Source organism: Aquimarina sediminis (genome assembly GCF_002895435.1).
Taxonomy (GTDB): Bacteria; Bacteroidota; Bacteroidia; order Flavobacteriales; family Flavobacteriaceae; genus Aquimarina; species Aquimarina sediminis.
This window is the reverse complement of the sequence record NZ_POYJ01000009.1, coordinates 127976-142201: the sequence shown is the minus strand read 5'-3', so window position 1 is coordinate 142201 and position 14226 is coordinate 127976. Positions and strand designations below refer to the sequence as shown.

The 14226-nt window shown below is 32.6% G+C and carries 15 protein-coding genes; 5 read left to right on the top strand and 10 right to left on the bottom strand.

Annotation, left to right across the window (positions count from 1 at the left end; genetic code table 11):
- The first annotated feature begins 195 nt into the window (after nt 1-195).
- Complete coding sequence (ytxJ, locus tag C1X07_RS18000) at nt 196-591, top strand: bacillithiol system redox-active protein YtxJ (protein WP_103071429.1); 396 nt, start codon at nt 196-198, stop codon at nt 589-591.
- Here the strand turns inward: ytxJ and C1X07_RS17995 are convergent.
- The 5 genes from C1X07_RS17995 to fahA all read right to left on the bottom strand — a co-directional run bounded on the left by C1X07_RS17995 (nt 588) and on the right by fahA (nt 4665).
- Nucleotides 588-1034, bottom strand: coding sequence for a group III truncated hemoglobin (locus C1X07_RS17995; RefSeq protein ID WP_103071428.1), 447 nt, complete (start codon nt 1032-1034; stop codon nt 588-590). The genes ytxJ and C1X07_RS17995 overlap by 4 nt on opposite strands.
- Before the next feature lie 24 nt (nt 1035-1058).
- On the bottom strand, nt 1059-1340 hold the full coding sequence (locus C1X07_RS17990; protein ID WP_103071427.1) for a hypothetical protein: 282 nt from the start codon (nt 1338-1340) through the stop codon (nt 1059-1061).
- A gap of 85 nt (nt 1341-1425) precedes the next feature.
- Nucleotides 1426-2025: a Crp/Fnr family transcriptional regulator gene (locus tag C1X07_RS17985; RefSeq protein ID WP_103071426.1), complete on the bottom strand. Its 600-nt coding sequence runs from the start codon at nt 2023-2025 to the stop codon at nt 1426-1428.
- A gap of 65 nt (nt 2026-2090) precedes the next feature.
- Nucleotides 2091-3278, bottom strand: coding sequence for a hypothetical protein (locus C1X07_RS17980; RefSeq protein ID WP_103071425.1), 1188 nt, complete (start codon nt 3276-3278; stop codon nt 2091-2093).
- Nucleotides 3279-3384: 106 nt separating this feature from the next.
- Nucleotides 3385-4665, bottom strand: a complete 1281-nt coding sequence (fahA, locus tag C1X07_RS17975) for a fumarylacetoacetase (RefSeq protein ID WP_103071424.1) — start codon at nt 4663-4665, stop codon at nt 3385-3387.
- Nucleotides 4666-5006: 341 nt separating this feature from the next.
- Between fahA and glyA the strand changes: the two genes are divergently transcribed.
- Nucleotides 5007-6281 (top strand): serine hydroxymethyltransferase, encoded by a 1275-nt coding sequence (gene glyA / locus C1X07_RS17970; protein WP_103071423.1) that lies wholly within the window; start codon nt 5007-5009, stop codon nt 6279-6281.
- A gap of 193 nt (nt 6282-6474) precedes the next feature.
- Nucleotides 6475-7200 (top strand): hypothetical protein, encoded by a 726-nt coding sequence (locus tag C1X07_RS17965; protein WP_103071422.1) that lies wholly within the window; start codon nt 6475-6477, stop codon nt 7198-7200.
- Nucleotides 7201-7306: 106 nt separating this feature from the next.
- Here the strand turns inward: C1X07_RS17965 and C1X07_RS17960 are convergent, their stop codons facing one another.
- The 3 genes from C1X07_RS17960 to C1X07_RS17950 form a co-directional block, all read right to left on the bottom strand.
- Nucleotides 7307-7912: a carboxymuconolactone decarboxylase family protein gene (locus C1X07_RS17960; protein ID WP_103071421.1), complete on the bottom strand. Its 606-nt coding sequence runs from the start codon at nt 7910-7912 to the stop codon at nt 7307-7309.
- A gap of 63 nt (nt 7913-7975) precedes the next feature.
- The gene (locus tag C1X07_RS17955) at nt 7976-8515 is read right to left on the bottom strand and encodes a GNAT family N-acetyltransferase (protein ID WP_103071420.1); all 540 of its coding nucleotides are present in this window, start codon (nt 8513-8515) and stop codon (nt 7976-7978) included.
- A 12-nt stretch (nt 8516-8527) separates the two neighbouring features.
- Nucleotides 8528-10084: a right-handed parallel beta-helix repeat-containing protein gene (locus C1X07_RS17950; protein ID WP_103071419.1), complete on the bottom strand. Its 1557-nt coding sequence runs from the start codon at nt 10082-10084 to the stop codon at nt 8528-8530.
- Between the two features lie 249 nt (nt 10085-10333).
- On the opposite strand from C1X07_RS17950, the gene lpdA reads away from it, so the two are divergent.
- Nucleotides 10334-11740 carry a dihydrolipoyl dehydrogenase gene (gene lpdA / locus C1X07_RS17945; RefSeq protein ID WP_103071418.1) on the top strand — a complete coding sequence of 469 codons (1407 nt, stop codon included), beginning with the start codon at nt 10334-10336 and terminating at the stop codon, nt 11738-11740.
- 54 nt (nt 11741-11794) lie between these two features.
- On the opposite strand, the gene C1X07_RS17940 is transcribed toward lpdA, so the two are convergent.
- Together C1X07_RS17940 and C1X07_RS17935 are read right to left on the bottom strand one after the other, a co-directional pair.
- Nucleotides 11795-12505, bottom strand: coding sequence for a LytR/AlgR family response regulator transcription factor (locus tag C1X07_RS17940; RefSeq protein WP_103071417.1), 711 nt, complete (start codon nt 12503-12505; stop codon nt 11795-11797).
- Nucleotides 12506-13240 (bottom strand): sensor histidine kinase, encoded by a 735-nt coding sequence (locus C1X07_RS17935; RefSeq protein ID WP_241507281.1) that lies wholly within the window; start codon nt 13238-13240, stop codon nt 12506-12508.
- A 546-nt stretch (nt 13241-13786) separates the two neighbouring features.
- Between C1X07_RS17935 and C1X07_RS17930 the strand changes: the two genes are divergently transcribed.
- Nucleotides 13787-14200 (top strand): MotA/TolQ/ExbB proton channel family protein, encoded by a 414-nt coding sequence (locus C1X07_RS17930; protein WP_103071416.1) that lies wholly within the window; start codon nt 13787-13789, stop codon nt 14198-14200.
- Nucleotides 14201-14226: the final 26 nt, after the last annotated feature.

Sequence of the window (14226 nt, the reverse complement as noted above, 5' to 3'; positions counted from 1 at the left end):
CTTTTTGTTTTTTGTAGTGAAGGATCAAATAATATTCCTAAAGGAAAGAAGTGTCAAAATGTCTTGGTTTTACTTGGGTTTGCTGACTTTTTGGCTTAGTGTAAAGTTAAGGGTTTTGTAACGACCAATACATGATTATAATCAATTTTGAAATCAATTGATTAAGTTTGTAACATATTTGGATAAAATTAAAAAATGGGAATATTAGGTAAGTTGTTTGGGTCAGAATCAAATGAATCAAAAGAAGAAAAACAGGCTTTGCCATGGCAGGAATTAACCTCTATCGAGCAATTAGATCGAATTGCAGAGGCTTCTATTGCTAAAACGCAAGCTATTTTTAAGCATTCTACTCGTTGTGGTATTAGCAGGATGGTAATACGTAATTTTGAAAGTAGTTTTGATCTTGAAGAGGGGCAATTAGATCTTTATTACCTTGATCTGTTGAACTATCGTGATGTATCTGCTGAAGTTGCTGCCAAATTTCAGGTATTGCATGAATCACCTCAATTTATAGTTATCAAAAACGGTAGTGCTGTGCATCATGCTTCACATAGTATGATTACTCCGCAGGTGTTGCATCAGTATATCTAAAAGATATCTTTACTTTTTTCGGCAAGGAATGGACACATTGTTTTTTCTGTGGTTCTTGATTCATACATTTTGATGAATAGAAGTGTAGACATTTTTCTAGCTCTTCTTTTAGCGATTTCGGCATTTTCTCCTTTAAATAAAGCATCTAGTGTTTCTATCCAAAGGTTGAGCCATGTGCCAAAGTGCTTTTGGTTGATCGTTCCATTAAAATTTTTATCTACTTCTTGATGTACTTTGATAGGGTTTCCTTTGTATTTGACAACAAACAGTAGGTTGGTTTCCCAGAAATCGGTTAGTCGTTCTATATGTTTGTCCCAATCAGTGATCGACTTGGTAAAAAAGGGACCAAGATCTTCTTCTTTTCTTATTTTTTTATAGAAAGTGGAGACCAGCAGGAAGACGTCATGTCTATTAAGAATGTCATTTTTTGCCGAATTTTTCATGAGATGAGTATAGGTGTTTACAAACTAATAAAAAGTAATATTGATGAGTATCAGAATACTATTGATTAATAAACTTGCAATAAGTAAATTAAATACAAACTTGGCTTTCATTTGAGCAAGGATAGATGCATTGAATACCATGCATACGATCACACAAAGAGATAGTTGTACTACCTGTGAGAACGATCTATCCTGCATTAGAATATACATTGCGGCAACAGAACCTAAACAACTTGAAAGAATGATCATTAATGGAATATATGCCATATACAATTCCTTAAAATCTTTTAATAGCTTTGAATACATAACGAAGTTTTTTTAGTTATTCAAAGATATTTCAGAGGTAGGGTACTAATTTATGATCCTAATCATAAAGAAATGTATACAAGAATTAACGATAAACTTTTCTGTCTTTAATGAATAGTTCTCCTTTTTGTTCTAGCTTTTTGATACTTCTTATCACGGTCTCTACACGCAATCCAGTAAGGTCAGCAAGTTGTTGTCTTGTAAATTCTACTTTGTATACATCAGATTCTTTGGTGTCTTTTGCATTATTTTTTTTAAAATAATCGAGAATTCTTAGTATACGATGTTCTGGCTCTTGTGTAGATATTTCAGAAACCATAATTGCTTTATAATGGAGTCTTGAAGCAAGAGTGCTTGTAAATTTGTGGTGAATTTTTGGATTGTCTTCGAGGAGTTTTATAAACTTTTCTTTGGGTAATTGCCAGACTTCAGAATCAATAATAGCTTCTGCATTAGCAGGGTACTTAAAATCTGAAAATAGTGGGGGCTCACCAAAGCTCTTTTCTTTTGCAAAAATCCCTTGTATATACTCTTTTCCTTCTTGATTATAATTATTCATTTTAATTTCACCAAGATGCACCTGGTAATAATACCTTGCCATAGATCCTTCATGAAAAAGGAACTCACCTCGCTTGTATTTTTTTAGTACTGCCCCCGAATTAAGTAATATATTGTCATCGATCATACTTAAAAAATATATGCTATTAATCTATTATATATTGCAAAGATAAGGTCTGTTTGCAATCAAGGTTAGTTAAAGCGATATTTGGTGATAATACTTTTTAACTTATTTTTTAAATCTTCACCAGAATCATATACCATTTGTTCATTAGAAGGAAATGGCATTGCTCTTTGTCCAAGATAACCTAACAAAGCATCTTCTAGGGCACGTTTATCACCATTATAATTTGCATAAATGTGTTGAAAAACATACTCGCTAGCAATAGGGAATGCATCCATAAGTTGTTTTGTTCTTAGGTTTCTGTATTGAACATTTCCAACAACATTTGCAGCTTTAAATTGGGTGAATTCATAATATTCGCAGCGCACTTTAACCATTTTATCAACTTTTACCTTTTCGCCTTTGTCATCTACAACAATTTCATCATTTTCATCCAAAAGGTATTCCCATCCATCTTTTACCAGTCTTTCTTTTTCTAATTGACGTTCTTTTATTTGTTCTGGCGATATGTTAATTTCTCTAAGTTCTACTTCCATTGCATAATCATAACCAATTGATCTTTGTGGTTGACTGTGATAGACTGTCCATAAATCATTAAGACCGTAGGTGCCAAAATTAAGTAAATCACTTTCTAGTCTTTTTGGGATGATTACATCTGTCCTGTTTTTCATGGTTACCCGCACAAAATCAGTTCCTTTTACGTGAGCTTCATCTATAAGTGCTCTGGTGTTTTTGTAATTAGGAGTAATTTTATCCAAATATATTAAGTCATCATATACTGCTCTATACTCTACTTTTCTTTTTGCCGAAGTTAATAGGGTTTTAGCATTATTAAACAGGTATTGAGAAAGTTGGTCTTTGGTGTCAATAATTTTCTGATTATAATTATTTATAGAGAATCTGGCATCGCGACCTTCTTCAACAAGATATAGCGGTAACAAAGGTTTTATACGCTCCTGTCTATCTCTTAGGGATAGATAAGTATTATAGATACGTTCTAGGTTAGCAGGATTCCCTTCTTTTTCTAAATAAACAACTGCATTTTTATCTCGATCGATAGCTTTGGCATATGCTTGTTCGAGCATTAGGATATAAGGTTGTTTTCCTTTTTTTCCTTTATTTGTTTTAAGTTTATTTAAAGCAATATTTATTGCCTGGTCATAATTTCCTGTGTTAAGAGCTTTTTCAGTTTTCTTAACACTACTACAAGAAGTAATAATTGTAGTCATAAATAGTAGGTGTAGTAGTTTTTTCATATCAATTTTGTTTTGATTTGGGTATTAAAAACAACTTTAATGCCAAAAGATAATAAAAAAACCTCGAAATCATTTTTTTCGAGGTTTTATAATGTTGCGTAATTCTTTATTTTTTAAATACCGGAAGTAATTTGGTAGAAACTTCACCAAAACCAATTCGTGTTCCATCTTTCTCACAATACCCTCTCATGATCACGGTATCATTATCATCAATAAATTTGCGACTACCACCTTCATCGAGTTGTACAGGTTTTTCTCCTCGCCAACTAAGTTCTAACATCGATCCGTAAGAACCAGGAGTAGGACCTGACAATGTTCCGCTACCCATTAGGTCTCCAGAGTTAACAGGACATCCATTTACAGTATGGTGAGTAAGTTGCTGTGCCATATTCCAGTACATATACTTAAAATTACTTTTGGCAACAACAGTTTCTACAGCCTTTTCTGGTTGGATAGAGACTTCAAGGTTTATATCAAAACTCTTTTTTCCTTTATATTGTAAATAAGGAAGTTGTTCTTTTAATGGTTTAGGTCCTTCTGTTCTATAAGGTTCTAATGCATCAAGAGTTACGATCCATGGTGATATTGAAGAGGCAAAGTTTTTTCCTAAAAAGGGACCAAGGGGTACATATTCCCATTTTTGAATATCACGGGCACTCCAGTCATTAAAGAGTACCAGACCGAATATATAATCTTCTGCTTCTTCAATGGGGATAGATTCTCCCAGTTGATTTGCATCAGTAGTAATAAAAGCCATTTCAAGTTCAAAATCTACTAACCTTGAGGGACCAAAAATAGGATTTGTATCACCTTTGGTTAGCTTTTGACCTTGCGGGCGATGGACAGGGATACCAGATGGAATCACAGAACTACTTCGACCATGATAGCCAACGGGCATATGAAGCCAGTTAGGAAGCAATGCATTTTCGGGATCTCTAAACATTTTTCCAACATTTGTAGCATGTTCAATACTACTATAGAAGTCTGTATAATCGCCAACGGTTACGGGTAGTTGCATTTCGATTTCATCCAAAGAAAATAAAACCTCCTTTCTGTGCTTCTCATTATTTTTTAACGTGCTGTTTTTTGCGTCAAAAATATCAGCAATTCTATTTCGAACTAATCTCCATGTTTTTTTTCCATCAGAAATAAAATCATTTAAAGAGTCCTGTAAAAAGATATCATCAGTTAATGGAATTCCTTCAAAATATCCTAATTGATGAAGTGCTCCAAGATCAATTGCTGTATCTCCAATTCTAGTCCCTATTGTAATAATATCATCACGGGTTAAAAATACACCAAAGGGAATATTTTGTATAGGGAAATCAGTATTATGAGGTGTTTCAATCCAAGTTTTTCTATCTGGATAATTTGCAGTTATGGGCATTATTGTTTTTTTAATAAGTTGTTGTAAATCGTATGATCAAATATATAATTTTCGAGTGGTTAAAACTTTTTAATTATGTGAAAAATATTTAAAATAATGATAAGATATGTTATTACGGCAATAATACCAAGGGAAGACTACTCATTTGTATCATTTTTTTTGAGTATATAAGTTTTCTATATGATAATTGGATTCAACCGATGCGAAATTATCAGTGATATATGGAAGGAATCATTAATTTAAAAAAAGAACAGTATTATACTATTTATTAGCTTGTATTTGCGTCGATTTAATGAATGTATTTCCTATTTTTACGCCTTTATTAACAAATTATCAATTGCATGCAACGCGACGAACAAATTTTTGATTTAATTCAGGACGAAAAAGAACGTCAAATCAACGGATTAGAACTTATTGCTTCAGAAAACTTTGTGAGTGAACAAGTGATGGAAGCTGCTGGGTCAGTACTAACGAATAAATATGCCGAGGGGTATCCTGGTAAACGCTATTATGGAGGATGTGCCGTAGTAGATGTTGTAGAACAAATAGCTATTGATCGAGCAAAAGAATTGTTTGGTGCTGCATATGCTAATGTGCAACCTCATTCTGGTTCACAAGCAAATACTGCTGTATATCATGCATGTCTTAAACCAGGGGATAAAATTCTTGGTTTTGATCTTTCTCATGGAGGTCATTTGACTCATGGCTCACCAGTGAATTTTTCGGGTAAATTATTTAAACCTGTTTTTTATGGTGTAGACAAAGAAACAGGAAGATTGGATTATGATAAAATTCAGGAGATTGCTACTGCAGAAAAACCACAATTGATTATTGCTGGAGCTTCGGCTTATTCGAGAGAGATTGATTATAAGAGATTTAGAGAGATTGCGGATAGTGTAGGAGCAATTCTTTTTGCTGATATAGCACATCCTGCAGGATTGATAGCTAAAGGTGTGATTTCTGATCCAATACCACATTGTCATGTGGTAACTACGACTACACATAAAACTTTGAGAGGACCAAGAGGAGGACTTATATTGATGGGAGAGGATTTTGAAAACCCTTTTGGAATTACTTTAAAGAATGGGAAGAAACGCATGATGTCTTCTTTGTTTGATAGTGCTGTGTTTCCTGGAAATCAGGGAGGACCACTAGAGCATATTATTGCAGCAAAAGCAATCGCTTTTGGAGAAGCATTAACCGATGATTTCTTACATTATATTGTACAGGTAAAGAAAAATGCAGCTGTAATGGCTCAAGCATTTGTAAAGAAAGGATATGAAGTCATTTCTGGAGGGACAGATAATCATATGATGCTTATCGATTTGCGTAATAAAGGAGTGACGGGTAAGCAGGCCGAAGAAGCACTAGGAGTTGCAGAAATTACTGTTAACAAAAACATGGTTCCTTTTGATGATAAATCACCATTTGTAACATCAGGAATCCGTATTGGAGTTTCAGCAGTGACAACTCGTGGATTAAAAGAAGAAGATATGATAGTTATTGTCGAATTAATCGATAAGGTTATCCAAAATGTGGAAAATGAAGAAAAATTGCATGATATCGCCGATGAGGTTAATGCAATGATGGCAGATAAGCCTTTATTTGTAGGATAATACGATCTAAACATAATATTAAAACGCATTGTACTGCTTTTGTACAATGCGTTTTTGTGTAAAAAAAACACATATAATGTATAGATAAAATTTTGTTCAAATAGAAAGACGTATCATAGAAGTTAGTTGGATCTAAAGAAGTAAATTTGAATAATTTTGTTGTTAAATAAAAAAACTAAATAACACAGGGTAAATGAAAATTAGAGTTACAGGAGTTGTAATTATTGGGATTATTGCTATACTTATGGGATGTAGAAAAGTAGAAACCAAATCAACAGAGAACAATGTTGAAACAGAAAGTCTACCCATAAAAGTTGATCAACAAACAATCAAAAATAAAAAGGATAGTATAGCAGTTATCAAGGTTCCTGATATAAGTGGACGTTATGATCTGGTTGAAGGATATGGTATTGATCCAGAAAAAATACATGACTATACAATCTATAAAGGAATATTGATAGTTAACCGTATATCTGATAATGAGTTTGGCTATGTTAAAGTGATTAAACGTCACCCATATAGCCCTATAGGTGCGTCTGGAATTTTTACTTTTCATAAGAATCAGTTCTATAGAAAGGAAATAGATCACTCAAAAAATAAAATATATCACAACCTATATTGGAAATTAGTACAGAAAGATAGCTTGCTGGGGATTATCGAATATGCTTCAAATATAACCACTTATGGAGCTTGGAAAATAGCAGACCCTGAGGCAAATGTTTATATTTCACTTCGTAAAACGTTGAAAGAAGAAGAAAAAGAATATGCTAAGTTTTATGATAAAATATATCATGACTCAGAATTTACCGGTAGAGATGAATTTATAGAGTATGCTACTGGAAAAAAGCATACAGAAAATGATTCTATCTTTTGGGAGAAATGGGATAGATACAACAAAATTAGTGATTCAGGAATATAGTTCCTCTTTTTTAATAGAGGTTACAGAAGAATTAATTTCTACAATTATAATTACTTATGTTGAAAAGATGTAGTGCATTCTTTTTGAAATAAAAATGGCTTCATAGTTAAGAATGGTTCCAGTTTTCTGCATCATCACTATCATTAGGTGAAAGTCCTATTATATCACCATCTGTATTTACTCCTAAACCAACAACTGTTCTGTTTACATAATTAAAATAACTTACTACCTGATTTATTTCCAAAATTTCTCCGTCAGATAAATTTTGCTCTCTAAGTGTATGGATATTCGATTCTGTAATAGTATGATGTGATAGTGTTAATTGTTTAGCATATTGAAGCCCTGCCAAATATTGATATTTAAAGTGATCCTGTAATTTGTCATTTACCAGACAAGCAATAATTTCCTGAAATCTAGAATCATCGTTAATCAATCTTTTTAATCCTATCGAGTGATGGTCTACACAGTAACTACATTGATTTAAATTACTAACATACACTCCTAGGGTTTCCAGATACCATTTGGGTAGTGTGTTGTTAGAATTATGGAGCACATTTTTATACAATCCCATATGCCCTACAAGTGTATGCGGTCGTAAACTATGGATAGATAATACATTATCTATATTGTTGTTTGGACCTTTAATCCGGTCATACATTCTTTTTAACTGTCCGGTAGCATCTTTGTATGATATTTCTTTAATCCAACTCATTATAGCAAAGTTTTTTACAGTGTTTCTCAAATGTAACAGAAACTATTGAAAATATTTAAGGTGTTATCCGTTTTTTATTATTTCATAAAGAGAGCAACGTTTCAAACGATCGTTATTTAATAATTTAGGATGGTCAAAGGAGTGAACTCGTTGCATTCCTATCTTTTTCATAATCAGTTCTGATTTTATATTGGCTTCTGGAGCAACAGAATATATTTTTTCTAATCCAATTTGATCAAAACCAAAACGCAAACATGCTTTAGCACCTTCGGTGGCATAGCCTTTATTCCATACACTTTTTTTAAGTCGCCATCCGATATCAATAAAGGGACCCATCTCATCCAAATACGTTTGTTCTGATAAACCTATAAAACCTATAAACTCATTAGTTTCAAGGATATCAACGGCAAAATAACAAAACCCTTTTTCGGTAAGCATTTTTTGCATTCTGGCGATAAAAGCTTCTGTTTCTTCTTTTGAGGGTTTAAAAGGAAAAAACTCCATTACATCGTCATCATCGTTAATTTGGGCTAAAGGCTCTAAGTCATCGGATGTCCAGTTACGAAAACCTAAGCGTTGGGATCGAAATAAGTAATCTTGCATTACATTAAAATTTTAGTTTCCTTCTTCAAAAACAGCACTTTCATATGCTCCGATATCAGGAGCAGTTGCATTACGAGGAACCCCCAAAATGTCAGTTCCCATAGTAGGAGTAGAAGCTTTGCCGTTGGCAGCCGAGTTTTCACTGATGTTCAGTATGTTTTTGAATGGTGTTTTAAATTCGGGTTCTTCGTTTAGTATAACATTTTCAAATAAGTCTGTATTCGTAAAGTCATATAGAGAATTACCATTAAATTGATCTCCTGTGTCATTAAATCTAATCAAACAGTTTTTAAAATTATAGTTAAAAGCTGTTCCTTCTATTTTACTAAATAATAATTCTAGCTCCTGATTACCATATATGATACAGTTAGAAAAATTGGCTTCTATCAAGTCGGCTACGACTACATCTGTTTCATTTACTTTCAAGTTATTATCAATAAGTACAGTTGGTAATTCTCTAAATCCACTCCCAATACTCGAATAGTTTGTAAAGGTACAATGATCAAAGTTATAAGAGCCTCCTAAGGAGCAGTTAAGAGATACCTGACCAGCATTGTTAATGACAAGGTTTTCGCCTAAAATAGTACCGGTACGAGCTAGAAGACCAACATTAGAACTGTTATAAATCTGAGAGTTTTTAATAGTAAGTGTAGGATCAGTACCACCATCATTAGAATCCATAAGGATCCCTACTGTAGCATTCTTTATAGTTGTATGATTTATAGTATGTCCTGTACTTCCTGCAGTAAGCCAAATTGTACCCCATTGTCCTGGTAGATCACTAAACCCGGGTTCTAAGCGATCTCCTTCAAAAATCACTTCATTTTCTAGAAGTTCAGGATCGGTACTTAATTCTCCATTGATAGCAAGTGTACCACCATTGGCGACAATAATTCCAGAATTCGCATGAAAATGCACTCGGACACCTGCATCAATTGTTAACGTTTTTCCACTAGGTACAGCTGCATATCCATAAATTACATAAGGTTTTTCATTGGTAAAGTTTAATTGCTCATCCTTTAAGAAAAAACCTTCTATTCTAATTTCATTATTCTCATCATCAAGACCAAGTAATAAGGTTTCCGGTTTACCAGTCATAGCATCTCGCGAAGGGAATAAAAAGGAAGCATCTTTTATAAGAGTAACCAAATCTACATCTTGCTGATTTCCGGAAGGATCAAATAAAACTCTGTCGGTGTATAAAAATTCAATATCCGCTGTCTGATCAGTAATATTAGTAGTTGTTTCTACAAAAACAAAAATACTGTCTTTAGCCAATACCTGAATATTTTCAAAAGACTGCCCTGGGATTCCATCTACATTAAGTCGATAGTTAGAGTTTTTTCCACGCTCTAAAGCTATAGAAGGAATAGTAAAATCATCATTAGTATGATTATATACTTTAAAACTATAAGTACTCGAACCGATATTGGTAAAAACAGTATCTAGGAATAGAGTGTCAGTAGAAAATTGCAGATTTCCTGTACTGGGTTCTGACTCAAAATCATTACGACAGGAACTCCATAAAATTAATACTAAAAGCAAAAATGGAATAAATAGATAACGCATAATTATATCAAAAAGGTCTTTAAGAATAAATAAAGTATCGATGCTGCAAAGTAGCAAAGATTTTTGTTTTTAAAGGTTTAATGATCTCATTCTTTCATTAAACGATTCATTGGTCGATTAAAGTATAACTTTTTGATTGTTCTAATATTGCTTTTTAATAAAAATTTGATAAGATGAGTGCTTCTGTAAGAAGTAAAACATTTGTACATTTGCTATTCATAATTAATACGCACAACATAATAACCTATTATGAGTACATATGATGTAGCCGTGATTGGCTCTGGACCTGGTGGATATGTGGCCGCAATTCGATGCGCACAACTAGGTATGAAAACCGCAATAATCGAAAAATATTCAACACTTGGAGGAACTTGTCTTAATGTAGGGTGTATTCCTAGTAAGGCATTATTAGATTCTTCTCATCACTATGAGCATGCCGTAAAGCATTTTGCAGATCATGGGATTGAAATTCCGGGAGATGTAAAAATCAATCTCGAAAAAATGATTGCCCGCAAACAGACAGTTGTAGATCAGACCTGTGATGGAGTGAGTTTTTTGATGAAAAAAAATAAAATAGATGTTTTTGAAGGCGTAGGAGCTTTTAAAGATGCTACTCATATTAATATAACCAAAACTGATGGTGCTGTAGAAACTATAGAAGCAAAAAATACCATTATTGCTACAGGTTCTAAACCATCGACCTTACCTTTTATTAAAATTGATAAAAAGAGGATAATTACATCTACCGAAGCTCTAAAGTTAAAAGAGGTGCCAAAACACCTTGTTATTATTGGTGGAGGTGTAATAGGTTTAGAACTTGGACAGGTGTATCGACGACTTGGTGCTGAGGTTTCTGTAGTTGAATATATGGATAGGATTATTCCTGGAATGGATAAAGCACTATCTAGAGAATTACAGAAAGTAATGAAAAAACAAGGAGTAAAATTATATACTTCTCATAAAGTAACAAGTGTAGAGACTAGCGGTAAAGAGGTTACCATTACTGCTGATGATAAAAAAGGAAATCCAGTAGAGTTTAAAGGCGATTATTGTCTCGTATCTGTAGGACGTAGACCTTATACAGATGGATTAAATGCTGAAGCCGCAGGAGTAAAACTTAATGATAGAGGACAAGTAGAGGTTAATGATCATTTGCAAACAAGCGCTTCTAATATTTATGCAATTGGTGATGTAATAAAAGGGGCAATGTTAGCTCATAAAGCTGAAGAAGAAGGAACATTTGTAGCCGAAACTTTAGCAGGGCAAAAACCGCATATAGATTATAATCTAATCCCTGGAGTAGTTTATACTTGGCCAGAAGTTGCCGCAGTTGGTAAGACAGAAGAAGAATTGAAAGAAGCAGGTGTAAAGTATAAATCTGGACAGTTTCCGTTTAGAGCACTAGGAAGATCCCGTGCTAGTGGAGATTTAGACGGTTTTGTAAAAATACTTGCAGATGAGACTACCGATGAGGTATTAGGAGTACATATGATTGGAGCACGATGTGCAGATCTTATTGCCGAGGCTGTTACCGCTATGGAGTTTAGAGCATCTGCAGAGGATATTTCTCGCATGTCTCATGCACACCCTACTTTTACCGAGGCAGTAAAAGAGGCAGCATTAGCAGCTACAGATAATAGAGCATTGCATGTATAAATGTTAATGTATAATTCATATATAAAAAAGTCACTTTAATCAAAGTGGCTTTTTTTATATCCCTTCTAGTCTTCCTAATACTTCAGATTTATAATTTCTACTAATTGGGATGGATTTGTTTATCAAAACAATTTCTTCATTAGAAAACGAATCTATTTTTTCAATAGAAATAATATAGGATCTGTGGGTTCTCATAAATTGCTTTTGAGGCAACTTAACTTCAATATTACTAATAGTTTCTCGCGAGGTTATTACGATCGAATCACAATAAATCTTAATATAGTCACCATAACTCTCTATATATACAATGTCAGAAAAATTTATTTTTTTCATTCTTCTATCTGATCTTACAAAAATGAACTCATTAGTATTAGTTTCAGTCGTTTTAGTGGATTCTATTTTGTGATATATTTTAAAGTAATTGTTAAGAGCATTTAATAGTCTTTCAAAAGAAATGGGTTTGAGCAAGTAGTCAACAGCATGCAAATTAAATCCGTCTATGGCGTATTCTCGGTATGCTGTGGTAAAAATAATTTTTATAGATGTATTAATAGATTTTGCAAAAGAGATGCCAGAGATATCTGGCATATTGATATCTAAAAACACAAGATCTATATCGTGAGTATTTATACAATTGAAAGCCTCTAGAGCACTGCTGCATACTGCTTTTATCTCAATTCGATCAATTTTTGATAAATGATCTGCTATAATATCTCTTGCAGTAGGTTCATCATCAACTATAATACAGGATATTTTGGTGCTCATTTAAAAGTTTTTTGAAGTTTTGAGAGTTAGATCTACCGTATACCAATTTTCATTTTTTGAGATTTTTAAGGAATGGCGATCCTTATATAAGAGTAATAATCTTTTTTTGATATTCGATAATCCAATACCTTCTTTATTGTCGTCTTGGTATTGCAGAATAGAATTACTAATGGTAAACTGTATTTCATCATTACGATATTTTAGTTTCATGATAATAGACAATTTTTGATTTCTGATTTTTCCATGTTTAAAACTATTTTCTACAAATGGAATTAATAGCATGGGAGCTATTTGAATAGAATCATCTATATCTTCAAAACCTATGGAAGCATCTAGACTATCGCTGAATCGCATTTGTTCTAATGAGACATAATCTTCAATATGATCGAGTTCTTCTTTTAAAGAAACCATTGGTTTATCTACCTGGTATAATAGGTAATCCAAAAGATTAGATAACTTAAGAATCATTTCGGGTGTTTCTTCAGACTTTTTTAAAGCAAAACCATACAATGTGTTTAAAGTATTGAATAAAAAATGAGGATGAATCTGCATTTTTAGATATTGTAGCTCTTGTTCTTTAAGCTTTAACTGTGTCTCGAGGATTTTATGTTGTAATTTTTGATTTGTAGAATTCGATTTATAATTATGCTGTACTAAGCTAAAAGCACTGGCCACAAATACTACAAAATAAACCGCAATAAATAAAAATAGTGGACTACGAGTCATAGGAGCCATATCGCCTAATTTTGTTGAGGATAAAAAAATCAATCCATAAAAAAGGAAATAACAATAAAAAAGGCAGAAATAATAATGGTATAAATACAATAAAGTATAAAAAGAGAATACTTTTCTTGCAAAAGATATTTGGGGATAAGGAGGTTAATTACAGTGTAAGTAGTACCTATGGTTACTGGCATTAAAAATAGGGAGAAAGAAAAAACGTAGTTGATGTTTTCTGTGTTATGTCCAAAAAAATATGTGTAACAAAATAAAACGACTACCCAAAAGGTAGTATGTAATACTAATGTTGCAATTTTCTTAAGTATAAATTCTTTTGAGATCATATAATGATACAATATCCGTATTTTTTATTTTTGATATATCATTTTTGAGATGAATCCCCTTTTTAAACCCTTATTTGACAGTATTTAAAACCTTTTTGCAAAAGAGAGGCATAATTATGTTTAAAAGAGAACTGATTTGGTAGATGGGCGAAAAAAAATATATAGAACAATATCTGATGTTAGTTTTGGGTATGTTTAATCTAAATAATAAAAATCTATGATGTTGTTAACCTTTATTTTGGTACAAAACCATTCTTTTTTTGCTCATATCCTTCATTTATTACATGATGGGGGTTTGTTTTTTATGCTTCCTATATTAGTATCTTTTTTCGTGATAATTTTTTTGATTATAAAAAATGGATTAATAATAAGAAAAAAGAAAAAAAGCTCTGCAAAACAGATTAAGTTAATTAACTCAATTGGTCTTATGATATTGGTGTGGGGAGTATTAGGGCAATTATTGGGATTGGTAGAAGCATTAGATAGAGTAGAGATGCTTGATGATGTTTCTACTGAAATATTAGCAGTAGGTCTTAAACTATCTTCTCTACCTACAATATTTGGAAGTTTTGTTTTTGTGATTTCGAGAATAGCAACTATTGTGTTTGTTTGGTTTGAAAAAGAAGTATAAATACCTTTTTAAAAACCTGTTTAATA